This window comes from Luteolibacter rhizosphaerae (assembly GCF_025950095.1).
In the GTDB taxonomy this organism is placed as follows: domain Bacteria; phylum Verrucomicrobiota; class Verrucomicrobiia; order Verrucomicrobiales; family Akkermansiaceae; genus Haloferula; species Haloferula rhizosphaerae.
On sequence record NZ_JAPDDR010000017.1, the window covers coordinates 75204 to 95644 of the forward strand.

At 62.1% G+C, this 20441-nt stretch carries 16 protein-coding genes; 12 read left to right on the forward strand and 4 right to left on the reverse strand.

All coding sequences use genetic code 11. The annotated features are described in order from the left end of the window. Positions 1 to 61: 61 nt before the first annotated feature. On the reverse strand, positions 62 to 3505 hold the full coding sequence (locus OJ996_RS24110) for a translocation/assembly module TamB domain-containing protein (protein WP_264516279.1): 3444 nt from the start codon (positions 3503 to 3505) through the stop codon (positions 62 to 64). 326 nt (positions 3506 to 3831) lie between these two features. Between OJ996_RS24110 and OJ996_RS24115 the strand changes: the two genes are divergently transcribed. The 5 genes from OJ996_RS24115 to OJ996_RS24135 all read left to right on the forward strand — a co-directional run bounded on the left by OJ996_RS24115 (position 3832) and on the right by OJ996_RS24135 (position 9978). Beyond that, positions 3832 to 5484 carry a GspE/PulE family protein gene (locus OJ996_RS24115; RefSeq protein WP_264516280.1) on the forward strand — a complete coding sequence of 551 codons (1653 nt, stop codon included), beginning with the start codon at positions 3832 to 3834 and terminating at the stop codon, positions 5482 to 5484. Between the two features lie 56 nt (positions 5485 to 5540). Then, complete coding sequence (locus OJ996_RS24120; RefSeq protein ID WP_264516281.1) at positions 5541 to 7214, forward strand: GspE/PulE family protein; 1674 nt, start codon at positions 5541 to 5543, stop codon at positions 7212 to 7214. Between the two features lie 83 nt (positions 7215 to 7297). Then, positions 7298 to 8590 carry a type II secretion system F family protein gene (locus OJ996_RS24125; protein WP_264516282.1) on the forward strand — a complete coding sequence of 431 codons (1293 nt, stop codon included), beginning with the start codon at positions 7298 to 7300 and terminating at the stop codon, positions 8588 to 8590. Positions 8591 to 8643: 53 nt separating this feature from the next. Beyond that, positions 8644 to 9183, forward strand: coding sequence for a type II secretion system protein GspG (locus tag OJ996_RS24130; RefSeq protein ID WP_264516283.1), 540 nt, complete (start codon positions 8644 to 8646; stop codon positions 9181 to 9183). 135 nt (positions 9184 to 9318) lie between these two features. Next, a complete protein-coding gene (locus OJ996_RS24135; protein ID WP_264516284.1) occupies positions 9319 to 9978 on the forward strand; it encodes a hypothetical protein in 660 nt (219 codons plus the stop codon). A gap of 9 nt (positions 9979 to 9987) precedes the next feature. Here the strand turns inward: OJ996_RS24135 and OJ996_RS24140 are convergent, their stop codons facing one another. After that, a complete protein-coding gene (locus OJ996_RS24140; protein WP_264516286.1) occupies positions 9988 to 10521 on the reverse strand; it encodes a hypothetical protein in 534 nt (177 codons plus the stop codon). Between the two features lie 114 nt (positions 10522 to 10635). Here OJ996_RS24140 and OJ996_RS24145 point away from each other — a divergent pair, with 114 nt between their 5' ends. From OJ996_RS24145 to OJ996_RS24175, 7 genes are all read left to right on the forward strand, one after another. Beyond that, positions 10636 to 10842 carry a hypothetical protein gene (locus OJ996_RS24145; protein ID WP_264516287.1) on the forward strand — a complete coding sequence of 69 codons (207 nt, stop codon included), beginning with the start codon at positions 10636 to 10638 and terminating at the stop codon, positions 10840 to 10842. A 49-nt stretch (positions 10843 to 10891) separates the two neighbouring features. After that, entirely contained in the window at positions 10892 to 12280 is a 1389-nt protein-coding gene (gene cysS, locus OJ996_RS24150; RefSeq protein WP_264516294.1) for a cysteine--tRNA ligase, read from the forward strand. 43 nt (positions 12281 to 12323) lie between these two features. Further along, positions 12324 to 12527, forward strand: a complete 204-nt coding sequence (locus OJ996_RS24155; RefSeq protein ID WP_264516288.1) for a type II toxin-antitoxin system HicB family antitoxin — start codon at positions 12324 to 12326, stop codon at positions 12525 to 12527. Next, a complete protein-coding gene (locus OJ996_RS24160; RefSeq protein ID WP_264516289.1) occupies positions 12520 to 12735 on the forward strand; it encodes a type II toxin-antitoxin system HicA family toxin in 216 nt (71 codons plus the stop codon). Before OJ996_RS24155 ends, OJ996_RS24160 begins: the two co-directional genes overlap by 8 nt. A gap of 25 nt (positions 12736 to 12760) precedes the next feature. Continuing rightward, positions 12761 to 13747: a porphobilinogen synthase gene (gene hemB, locus OJ996_RS24165; RefSeq protein ID WP_264516290.1), complete on the forward strand. Its 987-nt coding sequence runs from the start codon at positions 12761 to 12763 to the stop codon at positions 13745 to 13747. A gap of 183 nt (positions 13748 to 13930) precedes the next feature. Then, a complete protein-coding gene (locus OJ996_RS24170) occupies positions 13931 to 15208 on the forward strand; it encodes a hypothetical protein (protein ID WP_264516291.1) in 1278 nt (425 codons plus the stop codon). 178 nt (positions 15209 to 15386) lie between these two features. Then, the gene (locus OJ996_RS24175; RefSeq protein ID WP_264516292.1) at positions 15387 to 16472 is read left to right on the forward strand and encodes a hypothetical protein; all 1086 of its coding nucleotides are present in this window, start codon (positions 15387 to 15389) and stop codon (positions 16470 to 16472) included. Positions 16473 to 16712: 240 nt separating this feature from the next. Here the strand turns inward: OJ996_RS24175 and OJ996_RS24180 are convergent, their stop codons facing one another. Together OJ996_RS24180 and OJ996_RS24185 are read right to left on the reverse strand one after the other, a co-directional pair. Next, positions 16713 to 19994 carry a TapB family protein gene (locus OJ996_RS24180; RefSeq protein WP_264516293.1) on the reverse strand — a complete coding sequence of 1094 codons (3282 nt, stop codon included), beginning with the start codon at positions 19992 to 19994 and terminating at the stop codon, positions 16713 to 16715. 312 nt (positions 19995 to 20306) lie between these two features. Then, a partial coding sequence (locus OJ996_RS24185; protein ID WP_264516295.1) for an IS3 family transposase occupies positions 20307 to 20441 on the reverse strand: 135 nt, incomplete at its 5' end.

The following is a 20441-nucleotide window of genomic DNA, read 5'->3' on the forward strand; positions in this document are numbered from 1 at the left end:
AGCAGGAGAGGCCGTCTGGCGCTTCCAGTCTGTCTTGCGTCTCGAAGTCTTGTCTCTCTCCTCATTTGAACCGGATCACGAATGCGCCGAGGACGCGGGTATTGCTCTGCTTGTCCACGGAGCCGCTCACGTAGAATCGATCGTGCACCTCGATGGTGGCGGAATTCAGGCGCTTGCCGGTCAGCGGGTCATCCTCGCCGATTCGCACGTCCACGCGGTTGATCACCTCCAGCACCTTGGCGACCTGCTCGGCGAAGGGCAGGCGACCCTTGCGCCATTCTTCCACCAGAAGCTGGGCCGCCTTCAGCGTCGCGGCTTGTCCGCCTTCCAAGCCATCCGAGGTGGTGCCGGTGGCAAGCAGCGTCATGATCTCGCTTTCCGGCAGCGGCGGGTCGGAGGTCAGGGCCGTCTTCGGCGCGTTCACCGGACCGTAGAAGAAGATGTTGATCTCGTAGCGGCCGACGTTCGAAGTGCCGCGGATATTGAGCTCGGGATTCAGCCCGCCCGCCGGGGTGAAGACGATCGCGCCGTTGTCCACCTTCAGCGTGCTGAAGGGCAGCCGCGCGGTCGCATTGCCGATGATCGCATTCCCCTGCGGTTGGATACTGCCGAGCGTGCCGCCGAAGCGGATGTCCGCCACCGCGAGGCCGTCCGCAAGATTGCCGCGGATCAGAAGTGGATCGCGGGTGCGCACGCGGACATCGAGTGCCCAGTTCCGGAAGGGCTCCGGCAGGTCCTCGGTCTTCTCGTCCGGGTCGATCGCCGGAAGGCTCGGCCGGGAGGGCGCATTGAAGGGCATGCGCAGCGGCAGGATCTCGAAGTCGCGGTAGAACAGGCTGTCCACGATATCCACCGTTCCGCCGATGGTCGCATTCTGGAGGTCACCGCGCAGCGTCAGGTCCGCGTCCGCACGCACGATCATGGATTCGTCGCGCTTGAGTGGAAGGGCGGTGCCCTTGAGGGAAAGATCGAAGACCGGCTTCGAGCTATCGGCCAGGCTCACCGTGCCGCGCCCGTTTACCGAGCCTGCGGCCAGTTCCATGGCCAGCGATTCCAGACGCACTTCCTTGCCGTCCAAGCGGACCAGCGCATTCGCCCCGCTTATCGGCGGCACCTCGGAATCCTTCAGGGCGAAGGCCGCATTGCTAAGTCGCACCTCCCCCCCCAGATCCGGCGTGCCCAGAGTGCCCCCCGCGCTGACGAAGCCTTCCACCGATCCCTGCAGGGTGCTGGCATTCGGCACCATCTTTTGGAAGGTCGCCAAGTCCAGGCGCGGGATATTGGCGCGCGCCTCGAACTTCTCCCCAAGCACCATCCCGGGATTCTCCGCCCACTCGCCCGGCTTGAAGGGCATCTTCCCGTTCAGGGTGACGCTGGGATAGCTCGTCGGCCGGATCTCGCCTGTTAGAACGAGCTGCCCGTCCGCGCCGTCCAGGGAGATCACCGCATCCGTGATCGGCACATCCGGCTGATCCGGGACTTGGATTCCCTTCAGTTCGGTTTCCAGATCGATCTTCGGTTGGGCCGGCGTGCCGGTGACGACGAGACGGACCCGCCCGCTTCCACCCGCCAGCGGGGATTTCTTCTCCGGCAGCCAGGCCGCCAGACGAGCGTTTTCGATCCACTCGGATTCCAGGAAGAGATTCAGCGGCTCGGTCTGGCGCAGGAAGTCGCGTGCACTTCCCATCTGTTCCGGCACGGGAATCTCCGCCCGCCCGCCGACCAGCCGGGTTTCGCCATCCTTCCATTCGAGGGTCGAGAGTTTGAGCACGCGATCCACGAAGCTCGCTTTAGCTTGGATCGTCTGGCCTTCCGCGATGGCCGTTAGGCTGGCGAGATTCACCTCGCGCGGCCAGAAGTAGTCGCCTTGGGTGCGAACGATCAGCGGAGGCACATCCTTCCGCACCCACTCGAAGGAGGTGACGTCGAAATTGCCGCGGTGCGGCTCCGGTCCGAGGGCGCCGCTGCCGTTCCATGCCAGGCTGGCATTCATGCCCGTCGGCAGCGTGACCCCGGCGGCGGACGCCCAGGGAGAGAGCCGCTCGGGGCGGAAGGCCTCCAGATTCGCGCTGGCCTCGTAGGTTTTGGTCGTGAAATCGAGGGCGTAGGTGGCGCGCAGCCCGTCGGAGCCCAGCGTGCCGTTCAGCTTGTTGTCGGGAGTCCAGCGCGTCTCTCCTGCCAGCGATGGCGCGTCCTTCTCCGGGGACAGGAGCCATTTGGCGTCGGCACTGCGGATTCCTTCCGGCCCGGAGTCCACCTTGGATTCGATTGTGAGCGAGGAAGCGGGCAGGGGAGACGCCTCGGGCGGGGCGAATTTGAATCGCTCCTTCAGCGTCGCGTAAAGCGGGGCGAGCTGGGGAATATTCAGCTTGGCCTCAGCCTCGAAGTCGTTCCAGCCCCCGGCCTCGAGATCCCGCCAGCGGATCGCGGCTTCCACGTCCGCCCGTGAGTCGAGCGCGGCCAGCGACCAGACCGCCTTGGCGTTGTTGCCTTCCTTCGAGGCGGAGAGAGTAAGGGACTCTGCCTTCCAGTCCTCGTAAACAAAGTCACCGAGTTCGGCCTTGGTGGTGGCCTGCCAGCGCTCCGGCGCTTGATCGATCCCGATGATCTGGGCCTCGAGGCTGCGGAGATTGGCGGTGGCCGGCAGTCCGAGAGCGAAGTTGCTGGCGGCGTTCTGAAGGGGGAGAGGCTCGCCCTCCATCCGCAGTTTCGCGGTGATCTCCGTGCCCTCAAGCACGAAGCGGGAGTCCTCTATCCGGGCGACTCCGGAGGCATAGGGTCGGCCGCCGGCGGGAAAGCCGATGAATACATCATTCACCCCCAGGCGTGGCGACAGGTCGAAGCGGTCGAGCGTGAGGCTTTGCTCGGTCCAGTGGATGACGGAATTCTGGGCCGCGAAAGCGTAGCCTCCACCGGCATCCAGAGTCCCGAGCTCCAAGCGGAAGATGTCGCTACCCGGTTCATGACTGAACTGGCTGGTGTCGAGCGTGACGAGCGGCTTCGAGTCTTTAATGACCTGCAGCTTCAGGTCGGCCGCACCGAGGTCCATCGGCAGCAGCAGCTTGCGGGCTTTTCGCAGGGATTCACCCAGCGCCACCGGATCGAAGGGCTTGTCCGGCTCCGCGGGGTCATCCTTCTGCCCCGCGTCCAGATCGATCACCGCATTGATCTTGTCGACCTTGATGCCCTGAAGTTCGCCCCGGACGACCCGGCTCACCTTGTAGAGCGGTTCCACGGCGTCGATCTCCAGCTTCTTGATCACCCCGCCGCTCAGGGAGAGCTTCTCCACCCGGATGCCACCGAGAAGGGTTCCCGAGAGCTGGAAGTCCGCCTTGTAGTCGGAATTGGTAAGGGCCCTCTCGATCCCAAGCTTGCCCAGCCAGCGCCAGCCGGGGCCGTTGAGCCAGACCAGCAGCAGACCGCAGAGCAGGAGCAGCACACCCAAGAACTTCCGCGCCCGGCGGCGCCGCTTCTTCGGTTTCTGTGGGGGCTCCTCTTCGCTCATGGATAATTGTCGCGCATCAGTCCTCGCCCCATCATGGCCCGCGGTCAACGATTGCTGTTCCTGCCGCTCATTTCTTCACGATGAGATTACCCTGATGGAGACCCGTATTCGCCGCTGTTGCGGGCTTCCGGCGGGGTGAAGCACGCAGTTTCAGCTTCGTGGACACCGCATCGTCAATACCGCGTGGGTACCCGCCCCGGGATTCCTTGCAGATGCTTGGTCGGCTTGTTGACAAAGGGGGAGCCGCTTGACCAATGTGCGAGCGCCGGGGTGCGCACAATGCCTTCCCGACCTTTCATCTGATTTTCTAAAAGGCCCGAAAACCCGTGTTCTCTAACGAAGATTACTTGGCAGACCTGCTTGTGGAGGCAGGTGCCGTCGCACCCGATTCGGTCGATCAAGCCCGCCGCAAAGGTGGTTCGGTGATCGAGAAACTGCTCGGCGATACCGACCTCTCCGAGACGACCATCTGCGCGGTGCTCGCGCAGAATGCGGGGCTTGAGGCCATCGACCTCGGTCAGATGGCGATCCCGCCGGAGGTCGTCAGCGCGATCCCCGATGATATCGCCCGCCGCTACAAGGCGATCCCGATCGCGGATGATGGCGTCTATCTGACGGTGGCCGTCGCCGATCCCTTCGATTTCGAGACCATGGACAGCCTGCCTCACGTGCTGGGGCGGGAGATCAATTTCGTCTGTGCTCCGGTCAATGCGGTGAACTCCTTCCTGAAGGATTTCTACGGCGCGACCAACAGCGGCGGCGGGATGGATTTCAAGGGCGGCCATGAAGTGGAGGCCTCCGATGGCGATGCCCCGATCATCCGCTTGGTGCAGAATCTCCTGGTGGAAGCCATGAAGATGCGCTGCTCGGACATTCACATCGAGCCGCTCGAAACCTCCGTCCGCATTCGCTACCGCATCGACGGTAAGCTGGTCGAGGTGGACAACCATCCCAAGAAGCTGCTCCCGGCCATCATCGCCCGTCTGAAGGTGATGAGCGGATCGATGTCGATCGCCGAGAAGCGCCTGCCGCAGGACGGACGTATCCAGGTCAAGACGGCGGAGAAGGAAATCGACCTTCGTGTTTCCTCCGTGCCCTCCAACCACGGCGAGTCGATCGTCATGCGTATTCTCGACAAGTCGGCCCTCGTTCTCGGCTTGCCGGAGCTCGGCTTCTTCTCGGATGACCAGGCCACCTTCGAAAACCTCATCGGCCTGCCGGACGGCATCATCCTGGTGACCGGCCCAACCGGTTCCGGCAAGACCACCACGCTCTACGCCTGTCTCAACGTCATCAACAAGCCGGACAAGAAGATCATCACCGTGGAAGACCCGGTGGAATACGAGCTTCCCGGCATCAACCAGGTGATGGTGAAGACGGACATCGGCATGACCTTCGCCGCGGCGCTCCGCGCCATGCTGCGTCAGGCGCCGAACATCATCATGATCGGGGAAATTCGAGACGCGGAGACGGCGAATATCGCCATCAACGCGTCCCTTACCGGTCACTTGGTGCTCTCCACGCTCCACACGAACGACGCGCCTTCCGCCGTCGCTCGTCTCGCGGATATTGGCATCAAGCGCTTCCTCATCGCCTCCGCTGTCCGCGCCGTGCTCGCCCAGCGTCTGGTCCGCAAGCTCTGCCCCGTCTGCAAGGCACCGCATCTGCTGACCGACAAGGAAGCCCGCGCGCTCCGCTTCGACAACCGCACCGGAGATTCCTCCGGGGTCATGGGTCCGGTGGGTTGCGACAAGTGCCGCGGTGGTGGCTATCGCGGTCGTGCCGGTCTCTTCGAGCTCTTCCAGATCGACGACGAGGTCCGCCACATGATCAACGAAAACCTGACATCCAGCCAGTTGCGCCGCCGCGCCCGCGAGTTGGGCATGCGCACCCTGCGCGACGACGGGATCCGCAAGGTTCTCGCCGGCATGACTTCGCCGGAAGAGGTTATCCACGTCACCATGGCGGATGCCGACTAAGAACCCGGCCCACGCATTCCTGAATTTCCAATCTTAGATTTCCTAAAACCCGGTCCATGGATAGCAACCAGATCGTCGAACTTTTCATCAGCCGCGGGCTCATCGACCGCTCGCTCGGCCAGGACATTCTCCACGAGGTGGACAATAGCGGCAAGGAGGCCGCCGAGATCCTCGCCGACTTCCAGGTCATCAATCATCGCGATGATGTCTGGCCGGTCGTGGCTTCCGAGCTCGGAGCTCCGCTTGTCGAGCTCCGTAACTGGACCCCGCCGGAAGAACTTCTCTCGCTGGTTCCGGCCGGTATGGCCCGCCTCCACGGCGCACTGCCGGTCAACTTCGATTCCGACGGCCTCCACGTGGCGCTGGTGGATCCGATGAATCCCCAGACCTTGGAGGATCTCCGCTTCGCCCTCGGTCGCGAGGTGATCCTCACGATCGCCCCGGACTACGTGGTCGAGCAGAAAATCAACGAGTGCTACGGCGGCGAGGGCAAGGCGATGGAGGACATCCTGACCCAACTCCAGACCGGCGTGGATGCCGCGATGAGCCAGGCCGATCTCGAGGCCGAAGCCAACTCGGCGCCGATTATCCGCTACGTGGATCTGGTGCTTTACCAAGCCATCAAGGAACGCGCCTCGGACATTCACTTCGAGCCCTTCGAAAAGGACTTCAAGATCCGCTACCGGGTGGACGGCAGCCTCTATGAGATGGCGCCACCGCCGGTGCACCTTTCGCTCGCGATCATTTCGCGTGTGAAGGTCATGTCGAACATGAACATCGCCGAGCGCCGCGTGCCGCAGGACGGCCGTATCGTGAAGCAGTTCGGCGACCGCCAGGTCGACATGCGTGTTTCGACCCTGCCGACGCAATACGGCGAGTCCGTGGTGCTCCGGGTTCTGGACCGCTCCTCGGTGAACCTCTCGCTCGAGGCTCTCTCCCTTCCGCCGTCGATCTACGAGTACATCTGCGAGACCATCGAGAAGCCGAACGGCATCTTCATCGTGACCGGTCCGACCGGTGCCGGTAAGACCACCACGCTCTACGCCGCGCTGGCCAGGATCAACACGATCGACTCGAAGCTGCTCACCGCCGAAGACCCGGTTGAGTATGACATCGACGGGATCGTCCAGATCCCGGTCCATGAATCGATCGGCCTGACTTTCCCGCGCGTGCTCCGCGCCTTCCTTCGTCAGGATCCGGACCGCATCATGGTGGGGGAGATGCGTGACATGGATACCGCCCAGATTGCCATTCAGGCCTCGCTCACGGGGCACTTGGTGCTCTCCACGCTTCACACCAATGATGCCCCCGGTGCAGTCACCCGTCTGGTTGACATGGGTTGCGAACCGTTCCTCGTGGCGGCCTCGTTGGAAGGTATTCTAGCCCAACGTCTTGTCCGGACCATCTGTAAGAATTGCAAGGCTTCTTACGAACCGAACGAAAGCATCCTGACCCAGCTCGGGGTCGCCGTCCATGAACTGGGCGACAAGGACTTCTTCACCGGCCGCGGTTGCGAGATCTGCGGTAACAGCGGTTACAAGGGCCGGAAAGGTCTCTACGAGCTCCTCGATATCACGGACCCCCTGCGGGAACTTATCATCGACCGGGCCCCGACGGTGGTGCTGAAGCAGAAGGCGATGGAGCTGGGTATGCAGACCCTTCGCGAGGACGGTCTGCGGAACATCTACCTCGGCCACACCACCATTGAGGAAGTTCTGAAATACACCTGATTCACACGAAACAGCGCGAATTTTGAGTCGCCAGCTTCCGTTTGTGCGATCACATTCCCATCACTCGATTTAAAAACAACCCCATGCCCCAATTCCAATTCACCGCCGCCGATGCCAAGGGCGAGCAGATGTCTGGCACGATCGAATCGACGAGCGAAGCCGATGCCATCCAGCAGCTCCGTTCCCAAGGTTATTACCCTCTGCAGGTTGTAGAGGCTGGCAAGGGCAAGCTCGCGAAGAAGGCCGCCAAGAAGGGTAAGGCCGCCGCGGACAAGAAGAAGGGTCCGAAGGCGACGACCGGCGGTCGCATCAAGCCGAAGATCCTGATGATCTTCACCCGCCAGCTGGCTACGCTGATCGATTCCGGTCTGCCCCTGTTGCGTGGTCTGACCGTACTCGCCAAGCAGGAGCCGAACCCGGTGCTCCGGGGCACCATCGGCGCGTTGGCCGACTCCGTGCAATCCGGCTCCACATTCTCCGAAGCGCTCGCACAGCACCCGAAGATCTTCAACAAGCTCTATGTGAACATGGTGAAAGCCGGTGAGCTGGGCGGTGTGCTTGAAGTCGTTCTCGTCCGTCTCGCCGAGTACCAGGAAAAGGCCCACAAGCTGAAGAACAAGATCGTATCGGCGATGGTCTACCCGATCATCGTTATGTTCATCGCGGTGGCCATCTTGATCTTCCTGATGCTGTTCATCGTTCCGAAGTTCGAATCGATGTTCGCGGAACTCGGTAAGGACGCTGAGCTCCCGATGATCTCGCAGATCGTCTTCGGCACCTCGAAGTTCTTCTTGAATGCCACCTTGGTGCCGCCGGTGCCGAACGTGGTCTGGTTCCTCGTTGCGATCGGCGCGATCTTCGCCGGCTTCAACATGTGGGGCAAGACGAAGGGTGGTCGTCGCACGATCGACCAGCTCAAGCTGAAGCTCCCGATCTTCGGCGACATTCAGCGGAAGTCCGCCATCGCCCGTTTCTCCCGTACCTTGGGTACTTTGGTCACCTCTGGTGTGCCGATCCTCCAAGCTCTCAACATTACCCGTGACACCGCTGGTAACGTCGTGGTGTCCGACGCGATCGAGAAGGTTCACGAAGCGGTTAAGGAAGGGGAATCGATCGTGACCCCGCTCCAAGCTTCCAGCGTCTTCCCGAACATGGTGATCTCGATGGTGGACGTGGGTGAAGAAACCGGCCAGCTTCCCGAGATGCTTCTCAAAGTGGCGGACGTTTATGACGATGAGGTGGACAACGCGGTGACCGCGCTTACCTCCATCCTCGAGCCGATCATGATCGTCGTCCTGGCGCTCGTCGTGGGTGCGGTGGTGTTCGCGCTCTTCCTGCCGCTGATCAAGATCATCTCCGAAATGGGCAACATGTGACCCGGCTTGCGGAGCGGTCTCCGGGCGGCTCCGCAACACTTACCGAAACACGCATGAAGAAACCCGCTTTCCGCCGCCACGCCGCCGGCTTCAGCTTGATGGAGCTGGTGGTGGTCGTGGCCATCATCGTCGTCCTCGCCGCCCTGACCTTGGTCGGGATGAGCTTCATCAATGCCAAGCAGGCCCGCGACAAGGCCGCCCTGCAGGTGAAGTTGCTCGATCTGGCGATTGAAGACTATAAATCGGACAACAAGACCTACCCGTCCCATCAGGACTCTGAAGGTCTGAAGGGGGATGAAGTGCTCTACAAGGCCCTCTACTACGATGGCTTCGAGGCCAAGGAGTCCGGTGGTACGATCTACCTCGCCGATCTCGATCCCGAGAACAATACCAAGGGCGGCCAAGCTTGGATGCAAGGTAAAGGTCCCACCGCCCAGATCGTTGATCCCTGGGGGAACACCTACCGCTACCGTTCCGGAGATGCTCCGGATTCCCGCAATCCGGACTTCGATGTCTGGTCTTGCGGTCCGGACGGGAAGACGAATCCCGATCCGAAAAACAAGGACAGTCTCGACGATATCGGGAACTGGTGAATTTGAATCCGGCGGCCTCAAGGCCGCCGGTTCTGTTTTCGGATGGAAGCAATTTTCCCCGGTCCGGCGAATCGTTCTCTCTATCTCTCTTTACGCTCGACGCGGGAGCATGCCGGGGTCCTTTTTCCCGGCAGCATGAGCGACGATATCGAAAATACCCCAGCAGCCCCGGAAGCTCCCGCCGCCAAGGTTGCGAAGAAGCGCCCTGCGGTGCGCAAGTCGTCCAAACCCGCAGCCAAGAAGGCCGAAGAAGCTGCTCCTGCCGCGGCCGTGGAATCTGCTCCTTCCGAGCCCGCCGCAGCGGCGCCCGCTCCTGCGCCGCGTAAGGAAGAAGTGAAGACAGCGGGTCCCTCCGAGGCTGCGGAAGTCAATTCGTCGGAGGCCTCGGATGGCGGGCGGATCGCCCTCTTTGTGGACACGCCGGCACCCGAGCCGGGAGGTGGCTCCAAGAAACGCCGCCGTCGGAAGAAGAAGCATGGGCAAAGTCAGGGTGGACAGGCCGGTGGTCAGCATCCGCATGCGGTTTCTGCTCCTGCGGAGGCTCCCACCGGACAGGCTGTCGCTCCTGCCGGTGAAGCGCACCAGCCCTCCCATCAACCGGCCATGCATGCGGCCCCGCGACCGAAGCTCGATCCCGAGCAGGTGGCTAAGAAGGCCTGGAAGATCTTCCAGTCGGAAGTGGGTGAAGAGGGCTTGGCCCTGATCGACGATCACGATGCACGTGAGATCTCGCGCCGCTGCTTCCGACTTGCGGAAATCTTCCTGGAAGAAGCAGCTCGCCGGGGGCAGCGCTAAGCGTCCCGATTACCCGGCTGGATCAAGCTTCGCCCGCAGCTCGCGGGCGAGCTCGGTCTTGCCGGTAGCTTCGGCCAAGGAAATTCGCATCCGCAGGACGGCAGGTTCGCCGCGTTCGGCGTCCGACATGTTCTCAAGCAGCGTCAGTGCTTGGGGGTGGTCGCCGATCGCCAAGGCTCCTTCCAAGAGGTCGGTCCGGCTCACCTGTGCCGGATCCAAGGGTTTTTCCGGATAGACCGCCCAGCGGGCTTGGTCCGGGAGACCGGTGGCACCTTCCGTTACTTGCTCCAGGTAGACGAGTTCATCGCCCTCACGGATCTGCTGCCATTGGTTCAGGGTCAGGACGATCACGAAACCGAGGATGAAGAGGGAGCCTTCGAGGATGAAGGGGGTGGTGGCGAAGCCAAGAACTCGGGCGAAAAATTCTCCGGCTACGCCCGGCAGGTGAGCTCCGAAAGCGAAGGCGCAGTAGAGGCCGGCGACACCTCCTAAAATGGCTACGGCGGTGATTACTTGCCTCCTTCGTTCGTCGTGTGCGCTCACTGGGGAAGTATGTACTTGTAACCTTGTGGGGGCGAATCTGATTATTTTTTAAATAAACTTGATTATTTATAAAAATTTGAGTTCTTTCAGCGGGTTCTCATGTCGCTTGAACGGATGAAATTGATCGGCCTTGCCGTGCTGTGTGTCGCCCTGACTCTGGCGGCGCGGCGGACGATCACGGGCTCGCCGGGCTCCGCCTACGAGCAGGGCGTCCGCCCGGTTTCCTCGTCGCAGGACGCGGGCGAGGTATGGACGATCCCGGTGGAGATCGTGGAGGAGGGGGCTGCGCCGCGCTTGCACCAGGTGCCTCTGCGCAATTGATCGCCGTCGCGGTTGAAATCGCCGGAGCCAAGCGTTAGACCCGCCGGTGATGCGGCTATACGACACGCTGGACCGCGAGCTCAAGGAGCTCCGCCCCCTCGACGGCACGACCTACCGGTTCTACTGCTGTGGTCCGACCGTGTATGGACCGGCGCACATCGGGAACTTCCGCACCTTCGTCCTGCAGGACGTCTTCCGCCGCACGCTGGAGACCGGCGGGATGCGGACCTTCCACGTGCGGAACATCACCGACGTGGATGACAAGACGATCCGCGACAGCCAAGCAGCGGGTCAGACGCTGAAGGATTTTACCGCGCATTGGACCGAGAAGTTCCATGCCGATTGCGACGAGCTGGGGACCTTGCCCCCGCACGTCGAACCCGGGGCGGTCGATCACATCGAGCAGCAGGTGGCGATGATCGCCACGCTGGTGGAGAAGGGGCACGCCTATGCTTCCGAGGATGGCTCGGTCTATTTCAACATCGCGTCCTATCCGGCGTATGGCCGGCTGTCGCGCCTCGACACCCGCGAGCTGGAGCTGGGCAAGACCCAGAACGAGCGGGCGAATGCCGACGAGTATGAGAAGGACAGCCTCTCGGATTTCGTGCTCTGGAAAGGCCGCAAGCCCGAGGACGGCGACAACTACTGGCCCTCGCCTTGGGGCGAGGGACGGCCGGGCTGGCACTTGGAGTGCTCGGCGATGATCCAGGAGTATCTCGGGTCGGACTTCGACCTGCACGGGGGTGGGGAAGACCTGATGTTCCCGCACCACGAGAACGAGATCGCGCAGAGCAAGTGTGCCTGCGGCGGTCACTTCGCCGCGCATTGGTTCCACTCGACCCACCTGCTGGTGGACGGCGGGAAGATGTCGAAGTCGAAGCAGAATTTTTACACGCTCGACGATCTCAAGGCGAAGGGCTTCACGGCGATGGAGCTGCGTTACGTCCTGATCGGTGCGCATTACCGGAAGCAGCTCAACTTCACCCTAGATTCGCTGCATGGTGCCCGCGAGGCGATGGCGAAGCTTGCGAAAGGCGCGCGCAGCCTTGCCACGAAGGCTCCGGCTGAAGTGCCGCTGAGCTCGGTGGAATTCGGGCCCTTCCAAGCGGCTTGGGATTCGCTCAACGACGACCTGAACACCCCGGGCTGCTTGGGCGGACTCTTCACCGGTCTGCGTGAAGCCTCGAAGTTGGAAGGGGCAGAGGCCGCCAAGGCATTGGCCGCTTTCAACCGGGTCCTGCGGGCGTTGGGGGTGACCCTGCCCGAGGAAGAACCGGAAGCTGAAGTGCCCGCGGAGATCAAGGCGATCGCCGAGGAGCGTTGGGCTGCCCGGACGGCCAAGGATTGGGCGAAGGCGGACGAGATGCGCAAGCAGCTCACCGAGCTGGGCTGGAACATGAAGGACGGGAAGGAAAGCTACGAGCTGACGCCGGTATAGGGTGCGGCTTGCACCTGTAAGAATGCTCAACTAGGATAGCATCATGATCTTGAGCGCCGTAATCACGGAAGCCGAGGAGGGCGGTTTCATCGCTCTCAATCCCGAGACTGGGACCACCACCCAAGGTGATTCCTTTGAGGAGGCACTCGAGAATCTTCGGGAGGCCACCGCTCTTTATCTGGAGGAGTTTCCGATGAGCCAGAAGCGTCCGGCCGTTATGACCAGCTTCGAGTTGACTCATGCCTAAGCTGCCCCTGATCAGTGGTATCGAGTGCCGGCGAGCCTTGATGAAGTTGGGCTTCGAGGAAGTTCGGCAGCGCGGCAGCCATGTGGTCATGAAGAAAGGTGGCGTCGGCTGTGTGGTGCCTATGCTCAAAGAGATCAAAGTTGGAACATTGGCAGGAATTCTCCGTCAGGCAGGAGTTTCGGCTGAGACTTTTATCGAGTCGCTTTAACCGTCATTCCATTTTCCCTTCGCTTATGAACCTGCCCATCCGTCCCCGCCGCAACCGCCGCACGCCGGCGATCCGTTCGCTAGTCCGTGAGAACGTGCTGACGGCGGCGGACTTCATCCTGCCGATGTTCCTGCATGAGGATGCGGTGGACACGCCGATCGCATCGATGCCGGGCGTTACGCGCTGGTCTTTGGAGGGGCTGGTGAAGGAGGCCGGGGAGGCGCATGCGCTGGGGGTGCCGGCGGTGGTGCTGTTCCCGAAGATCGAGGAGGATCTGAAGACGCCGCTGGCGGAGGAGGCCCACAATGACGAGGGCCTCGTGCCGCGGGCGATCCGGGCGCTGAAGGCGGCGTATCCGACGCTGTGCGTGATCACGGATGTGGCGCTGGATCCCTACAATTCCGATGGCCACGACGGCGTGGTCCGTCGCGATGCTAAGGGGGAACTTCAGATCCTGAACGACGAGACCGTCGAGATCCTCTGCCAGCAGGCGCTCTGTCATGCGCGGGCCGGTGCGGATATCGTCTCCCCGAGCGACATGATGGACGGTCGCGTGGCTGCGCTGCGCGAGGCGCTGGACTCGGCGGGCTTCGAGCATGTCTCGGTGCTGAGCTATTCGGCCAAGTATGCCTCGGCTTTTTACGGGCCCTTCCGGGGGGCCTTGGACTCCGCACCGAAGGAAGGGGACAAGAAGACCTATCAGATGGATCCGGGTAACGCGCGCGAGGCGATCCGCGAGATCCTGCTCGATGAAGCGGAGGGTTCGGACATGATCATGGTGAAGCCCGCGGGCCCCTATCTGGATATCATCGCGCGGGTGAGGGAAAGTACGATGCTTCCCGTAGCCGCTTACCAGGTCAGCGGCGAGTATCTCATGATCGAGAGCGCTGCCGCCGCCGGTTGGGTGGATGGCAAGGCGATCGCCTTGGAGAGCCTGATGGGGATCAAGCGGGCGGGCGCGGACATGATCCTGACCTACTACGCCAAGCGCGCGGCGGAGTGGCTGAAGTAATGCGGTTTTACCCAAGGTAAGCGCTTGAGAACCGCGAATGGACGCCAATTGACGCGAATGGGATCCGATCCTCGTGCCGTCCGTCCTCGTCGATTTGTGGTCACAGATTGCGAATGCGGCTGGCCTGAGGCTTTTACCGCCATCCGTTGACAGGCCGCGGCGACTTGGATTCTCTCGGTAGCGATGAGAAGCCTGTCCTCCGTGATATTCCGCTGCTGTGTGGCAGGGGGCATGGTGTTTGCCGGGTGGGCGGGCTATCACGTCGCCGCGAGAAACGGCCCGGAGGCGGTCGGGAATGAGGGTATAGAGGCTCCGGGCAAGGTTGCGGGGCGTGTTCCGCGGGAGGTGTCCACCGGCACGGTCGCCAATCTTGCCGATCTGGCGAAGCGAATGGACGATGAGGAGCTGCGCGCGCATGAGGCGTGGACGGCGATCAAGGATCTTCCGGCGGAGCGGATTCGGGAGGAGCTTCTGCCATTGGCGAAGGACATGAGCTCGAGCCTCGGGGAGTTTCACATGATGATGCTCTTTCGCTGGGCGCAGCTGGAACCCCATGCGGCGATGGACTATGCCGAGTGCTTTCCCAATCTGCTGGATGTGGGGCCCTGCCGGGTCACCGCATTCACCTCCTGGTGGAAGAAGGATCCGGCGGGAGCCTACCAATGGGCGATCTCGGATCCTGCAGCCCAGAAGGAGCGCTTGGAATGGGTTGTCTCGGTGCTGAAGAAGGAGGCCGGAGACATGGCGCTCCAGAGGGCGAGGGAGCAGGGACGCGATGCCTTGGACGCGATGGCTTTTGATCTGGTCCCGCCCGCATCCGATCAGGTGGCGATGGATCGACTGATGGAATCGGCGGGAAGTCACGAGGTTAGAGATGCGCTGAAGCGAGCGGCTTTCGCCAAGGATCTAGAAATGGCAGATCCGCCCGGGACGATTGAGGATCCTTTCGCGGAAAGTCCCGGCAGCAACGCCGCACGCTCCCTGCATGATGCCTTGGCGAGGTTGGATGATGCCGAACTCCCGCCGGGAGACGTGGATCAGATTCTCGACCGGAAGCTGCCGGAGTGGTCCCGGACACGGGGGCAAGAGGTCATGAGCTGGCTGGTCGGGCAAGAGGGCTTCGGTGCGAGCGAACGCCAGCGGAATTGCTTGAACCAGTGGTTCTTCGAGCAACCGGATGAAGCTGCCGAATGGCTGCTGGCCCAAGGGAATGCGAGCGGCCTTTACGAAGGGGTGGCATCCACCGCCCGCCGGATGCAGGCCGCGCTTGAGGTCGGAGCGAGCAGGGCGATCCGGGGAGGCGGGGACAACCAAGCGGCCCTCGCCGCCGTGCTTGCGCGTTGGGAGAGCTTCGATCCTGCGGCGGTGGAGCGCTGGAGGCTAGGCATCCGGAGTGAGGATCTCCGGGCCTCTGGGGGAATTCAACCGGATCGTTTCAACTTCGAGAGTGAGGGCTTCTAGTCAGCATCGCATCGGGCTAGCCGTGCTCGGGTTGGCGTTGGCATTCGGTGGCGGATACCTCCTCGGCAAATCGGAGTTATCGGGGCGGGGAGGTCTGCGGGATTCTGCTGCGACCAAGCGCCAGACGGGTGCTACGGAGGCGGATGCGGGTGGGACTGCTTCAGAATCTTCCGATCCTGTGCGCGTTATTCTTCGGGTGAGGGAACTGATCCGGGCCTCGCCCAGCATGGATTGGGATCGGGAAACCCGAGCCGAGATTGATCGCATCTTCGCCAGCTTGCTGGCCGAGGTCTGCGCCCGCATGCACGCCGAGCAGGTGGCGATGCTGGAGCGCTACAAGCGTGAGGCGGAGAAGGGGGATGCCACGCTGGAGTCGCTCTTTCCGTATCCGACGCTGCGGCGCTTCTACAGCCACTGGGCGGAGAAGGACGGTCTTGCCGCCACGGATGGGGTCTACAGCTTGGGGATTTCCTGGCTGCGTCTTGCCCGCATCCATTACGAGTGGTCGAAGGCAGACCCGGATGCGGCGCTGGAGTGGGCGCTATCCGCTTCCGTGGCAGAGAGGTTTCCGGGTGATCTGTTAGAGATCCGGAGCCGGTCGTTCTATCGGGCAGCTGACAAGGACTTCGAATCCGCCATGGGCAAGCTGGCGGGCTTGGATGGAGAGTTCAAACAGCACATCCTGCCTTTTCTGGCAGCGGATGAAGGGATGGATGAGAGCAAGGTTTCCCGATTGTTGGGTATGGCGGAGGGTGTGCCGAAGCCGGAGGAAACGCTCCAAGGGATCCTAGGGAAATTTGCGTCGGAGAATCCTGCGGAGGCTTTGGCTCTGGTGGAGAGGATGGAGGGGAGTCCGGAGCTCAGGGCAGAACGGGAGCGCCATTGCTTCAATCAAGCGCCGGCGGAGTTTTTTCCGCGGTGGCTGGAAGCGCATGGCGCTGATAAAGGTGGGGAGAAAGCCGGGGAGGTCGTGAAGATCTTCATCTCGAAGCACCCCTCGGAGGCAATCGAATGGCTCAACGGGTTGGATGATGGGGCACGGCGGGACCACCTCCAAGCCGGGAGGATCGATGATCTGGTGGAGAGTTTGAGTGAAGCGGCCGATCCCTTCGGTGGGAAGGTGGGATCCGCCGAAGGGATCTCCGATCCTGCGCTGCGACGGGAGGTATACCGTGGACTGTATCGGATGCAGCTTGAGCGGGACCCCGGGGAGGCAGAGGCGTGGCGGATGGAGGTGCCGGAGGAAGATCGACCGGAGAAGTAGGCTTCAGCTCTGCTTTTTCCAAGGGGGGCGGTTGGATTCCTTGGTGGGTTCCTGGAGCAGCCGTTCAACCACAGATGAACAGGATGCACGCAGATGAAGAGGATGGGGACCGGGACGGATTTAATGGATAGGATGATGGGTGGGGTTAGGGCGGTTTACGGTGCGTCCGGATTCTTATCGGCGCTTTGGCCGTCCCCCGCCTGACCTTTCGGAGAAAGGTCCCTGCCTTTGTGCGGTGCCTCAGGGCTTTACTACCTTCTGGAGGAGTTCGGTGCCGTGGCCGAATTCGGTTTTCCAGACGGACTTCACGATGCCGATGCCGGGGGCATACCAGAGGGTGTCGGTGACGCGGCCGATCTGAGCTCCGGAGAGGTAGTCGTATTCGCCATCGATGCGGACGCAGTTTTCAAAGGTGCCGGCGGGAACTTCGACCTTCTCCAAGCCGATGACGCGCGCACGCAGGAGACCTCCGTCCTTGCTGGTCTCGTTTTCGTGGATGGCGACCGAGTCGTAGTTGCCGCCGAAACGGATGCCAGGAGCGAGCTTGGCCGGCAGGACAGGCATGGGGCGGCCAAAGGTCCGGACGAGAAGATCGGACTTCAGTCCGGTCATCCCGAGGCCTGTGCCGTCCTTTGCGAGCAGGTAATCCTCATTCGAGATACTATCGTCCTCTTCGCCCTCTGCATCGATCCGGGTCCGGGTGCGGATGATGGTGCCCTTGTCCGTTTCCTCGGAGGCTTGCCGGGTGATGGTCTTGGTGTAGGGACCATCGGCATCGGTTTCATCGACGGCGTAGGTGAGCTCCAATCCTTCCGGAAGCAGTGCCAGATCCTTCACTTGAGGGAAGCCGTCGGGGACTTCGATCCCTGCCTGGTCGTCGGCAGCCTTCTCCTCTCGGGCTGGCTCGGGTTCCATTGTGGCTTGGAGGCGCAAGCCGCCATCCTCGAAGCGTAGTCCGGCGCCGAAGCGCACGGGGGCGGAGGCGAACTTCACTTCCTCACCGCGAGGATCGGCTGGAAAGCCGAAGGCCACGGACTCCATGGTGCCTGCCGCTTCATTCCAGCGATAGCCTTTCCCGCCCGGGCAGCGGATGTCCTCCCGGAAGACGGCGGCGTGCAGGACGACCGGATCCTTCTGCGGTTCGCGGCGATGCCATTCATTCAGGATGGGAAGCGCGGCCCAGCTTTCGAGACGCTGGCGATCCAAGCGATTCTCTCCGACCATGCCGAGCAGGGTGGCCGAGGATCCATCCAAAGTGGCCTGAACGTGATGGCCCGTCGGTACCGCCTTCTTTTCCTTCTCCTCACGGTCGATCGCATCTTTCAGCACCCGCTCGTCGAGCGAGATGAGGAGCGCGCCCTTCAATGCCGCGTAGTAGATCGCCGGGCTCAGGGGATTCTCCTCCTCTTCCTCTCTGCTAAGCACGGCCAAATAGGCGGTCTCGCCATGCTTACGCTGTTCCCAGCGCAGGAGGTTCGGTGCGGATTCCTCGATGTAGCTGCGAATCGCGGTGATGAAGACGGCCAACTGCACGCTGCTGCGAGAATCGATGCGGACTCCCAAGGGCAGGCGCAGGTAGTTCATGTCCAGCAGGGTCTTCGCATTGCCCCGGGTGAGGGCGGTCCAGAAAAAGGATTCATCCAGATAGAGCGAAATGGAGCCGCCCACCCAGCCGAGGGCATTTGCCTTCAGGGATGGCAGGATTTGTACCGACTGCTCGCCCAAGCGGCGGAAGGCTTCGCTCTCCGTATCGATATTGAAGGAGAGGAATGCCTTCGCTTTCTCATGCGCGGCGGGAGCCCCTTCCTTGGGCTTCCCGGTGCCGGTGATCTCCATCCAGCGGCGATAGGAGCTATCGACCGTGAGAGGCAGCACGGAGAGGTCCAGCTCGCGCTTGGGTCCCTCCATGCGGAGGCGCAAGGCGATGGGATCGAAGACACGGCGCCAGCCGCTCTCATAACCCTCGCGCCAGCGGTTGTAGGCATTCGCTTCGGCAGGGAATGCTGTCTTGATGGCGAGTTCCGAAGAAGGCGTGAGGAAGCCGAGGGTGTTGAAGATCTCGCTATCCGGTGATGCACCCGCATCGGTCACCTTGCCGAGTAAGTCGGCATAGGTTTCGGCAGCGGGTTTGCCTTCCAGCTTCGCGGCGGCGAGTTCACCCAAGGCCGCGAAAGCGCGGGTGCGGCGGGAGGCGGCGATTCTCACCGCGGGAGAGCACCAGCGACGGATGGTGGCATCCGAAAGGAAAAGATAGGCATCCTCCGCGGGATCAACGGGATAGCGCTGGCGGAAAAACTTGTATTCATCCGTGGAGCCCAAAGCGGGAGTCTCCTTCTTCGCGACGGATGCGATCCTTTGCACTTGGGAGAGGGAGTTCGAGATCACTACCGCGCCGTCGAACTTGGCGAGGTGGACGGAGAGGGCGCGGTCTTCCGTCTGGTAGCTGCGGATTCCGTCCTGCTCTTTCATCGCCACTCCGGCGAGCTTGGCCTTCAGGGAAAGAGCGAGGGCGAAGGCATCGAAGACCGCATCCTGTTTTTCCGTGGAGAAGATCAGCGCGAGATCCGTGCCGGTGGCGAAGAAGGGGTCGCTGCCGGTGATCGCCACGCTGCCGAGATCGAGCGTCTTCGCGATGAAGTCGAGATTCGCGATGCCCATCTGCTCCTGGTAGCGGGCGACGAGGCCTTGGTAGGGATTGCGGACATCGTAGCTCTGCAGGATGGGCGCGCCTTCCTTGTCCACCAGGTCCCTCAGTTCCAAGAGCGCGGCGAGGGAAGGGGTGATGAGCGCATGCTGATCCTCCGGGATATACATGGCAGCGGAATCGATCTTCACCTCGCCGAGCTTGAGCTTTCCGGTCCAATCGATGGCGGGGACGGTGATGCCCTTGAGCGTGGCGATGTCCACGGACTCGCCTTTCTCGCCGCTTGCGAGGATAAGCTCGCGATCGAGTGCGAGATTCTCGGCGATGGCGCGACCGCCGCTGGCCATGCGGAAAGTGGAGTCGAAGTCGCCACTGGGAGTCACGCGGTTCGGATCCGCGGGAATAACTCCGGCGCGATGGCGGTACCACGCCGAGCCGGGCAGTCCCGAGCGTGCCAGGCGGGTGTCATGATCCTTCCGGGCCGCGGCGAAGGCTTCCTCCGTTGCTGCGGGATGCTTGGAGGGATTGAACTGGAAGGGGAAGGGTTTGAGGCGCTTGATGTCGTCATCCGGCGCAGGGGTATCGACAAAGCCCGAGATGGCTTGCTCGTCCTTCAGGCGGAGGGCGACCTTCATGCGCGGCAAGGGAGCATAGGTTTCCCCCGGAACGGGCGCGATGACATAGGCCTCGAGGATCGCGGTGCCGCGGACCGATGGGAAGAGCACCTGCCCTTCTTCGTTCCATGGCAAAGCCAAGACGCTGGGGGATTCCTCTTTTGAGGGAATGCCGAGATCGGCGAACTCGACGATCCGCAGGGTATCGGCCTGCACGGGAGGAATAATCAGAGCACAGGCTAACAGGAGATGGCGAATGTTCACGGGGTTCCTTGGTTTAGATGAAGGATGCCGTGGGGAAGTGGTGTGTCTCAAGGAAGAAGCGCGGGCACAAGGGGCGTTGGCTTGATGCAGTTAAGGGCTCGTTCTTGATGGGGGCTCCCCTCGTGCTGCGGGCCGATTGAACACGGATTAGACGGATTGAACGGATTGCACGGATGAGATTGCTGGACGATGGGGATGCGGACGCTTCTCGCTTTCGTAAAAGGAGAATGGAGTGGGCCAGACGAGATTCTTTAGGAGAGCCTCCCTGTGCCCCTTGATCTTACTTCGAAAGCGCGGACACGGTTTTCGGGGTTAGTTGCGGTTGAGGGATTGTTCGTATTCCACGGGCGATTGATAGCCCAGCGAGCTGTGGAGGCGCACCGGGTTGTAAAAGGTTTCGATGTAGTCAAAGACCATCAGCCGTGCCTGCGCGCGGGTGGCGGGGAT

Bases quoted from the DNA above. Each gene is read 5' to 3' on its own strand.
- hemB (WP_264516290.1), top strand. From the start codon at position 12,761: ATGAACCTGCCCATCCGTCCCCGCCGCAACCGCCGCACGCCGGCGATC.
- OJ996_RS24135 (WP_264516284.1), top strand. From the start codon at position 9,319: ATGAGCGACGATATCGAAAATACCCCAGCAGCCCCGGAAGCTCCCGCC.
- OJ996_RS24155 (WP_264516288.1), top strand. From the start codon at position 12,324: ATGATCTTGAGCGCCGTAATCACGGAAGCCGAGGAGGGCGGTTTCATC.
- OJ996_RS24170 (WP_264516291.1), top strand. From the start codon at position 13,931: ATGAGAAGCCTGTCCTCCGTGATATTCCGCTGCTGTGTGGCAGGGGGC.
- OJ996_RS24120 (WP_264516281.1), top strand. From the start codon at position 5,541: ATGGATAGCAACCAGATCGTCGAACTTTTCATCAGCCGCGGGCTCATC.
- OJ996_RS24145 (WP_264516287.1), top strand. From the start codon at position 10,636: ATGAAATTGATCGGCCTTGCCGTGCTGTGTGTCGCCCTGACTCTGGCG.
- cysS (WP_264516294.1), top strand. From the start codon at position 10,892: ATGCGGCTATACGACACGCTGGACCGCGAGCTCAAGGAGCTCCGCCCC.
- OJ996_RS24130 (WP_264516283.1), top strand. From the start codon at position 8,644: ATGAAGAAACCCGCTTTCCGCCGCCACGCCGCCGGCTTCAGCTTGATG.
- OJ996_RS24125 (WP_264516282.1), top strand. From the start codon at position 7,298: ATGCCCCAATTCCAATTCACCGCCGCCGATGCCAAGGGCGAGCAGATG.
- OJ996_RS24160 (WP_264516289.1), top strand. From the start codon at position 12,520: ATGCCTAAGCTGCCCCTGATCAGTGGTATCGAGTGCCGGCGAGCCTTG.
- OJ996_RS24110 (WP_264516279.1), bottom strand. From the start codon at position 3,505: ATGAGCGAAGAGGAGCCCCCACAGAAACCGAAGAAGCGGCGCCGCCGG.